Source organism: Rhodobium orientis, assembly GCF_003258835.1.
GTDB classification, from domain to species: Bacteria; Pseudomonadota; Alphaproteobacteria; order Rhizobiales; family Rhodobiaceae; genus Rhodobium; species Rhodobium orientis.
The window spans coordinates 1-242 of the sequence record NZ_NPEV01000222.1; the positions used below are offsets into that span (position 1 = coordinate 1).

Genomic DNA, 242 nt, shown 5'->3' on the forward strand with positions numbered 1-242 from the left:
CGAATCGACCGGATGCTGAATCAATTAAAAATGGCCGGGAAATTATCGGACGCCGCCGGCATCCTGCTGTGCGATTTTCATAACTGCATCCCGAAAAAACGCGATAAGTCGCTCACATTAAAAGAGGTTTTCCAAGATTATATCGCCTCTGAAGGAAAACCGGCGCTGTCCGGCTTTAAAATCGGCCATTGTTCACCGAATATCGCCGTACCGGTAGGGGTGAAAGCCGTCCTTGACGCCGG

At 50.4% G+C, this 242-nt stretch carries 1 protein-coding gene; it reads left to right on the forward strand.

The annotated features are described in order from the left end of the window. Positions 1–242, forward strand: a 242-nt coding sequence (locus tag CH339_RS25935; protein WP_210207420.1) for a hypothetical protein, incomplete at both ends; no start/stop codon positions are given.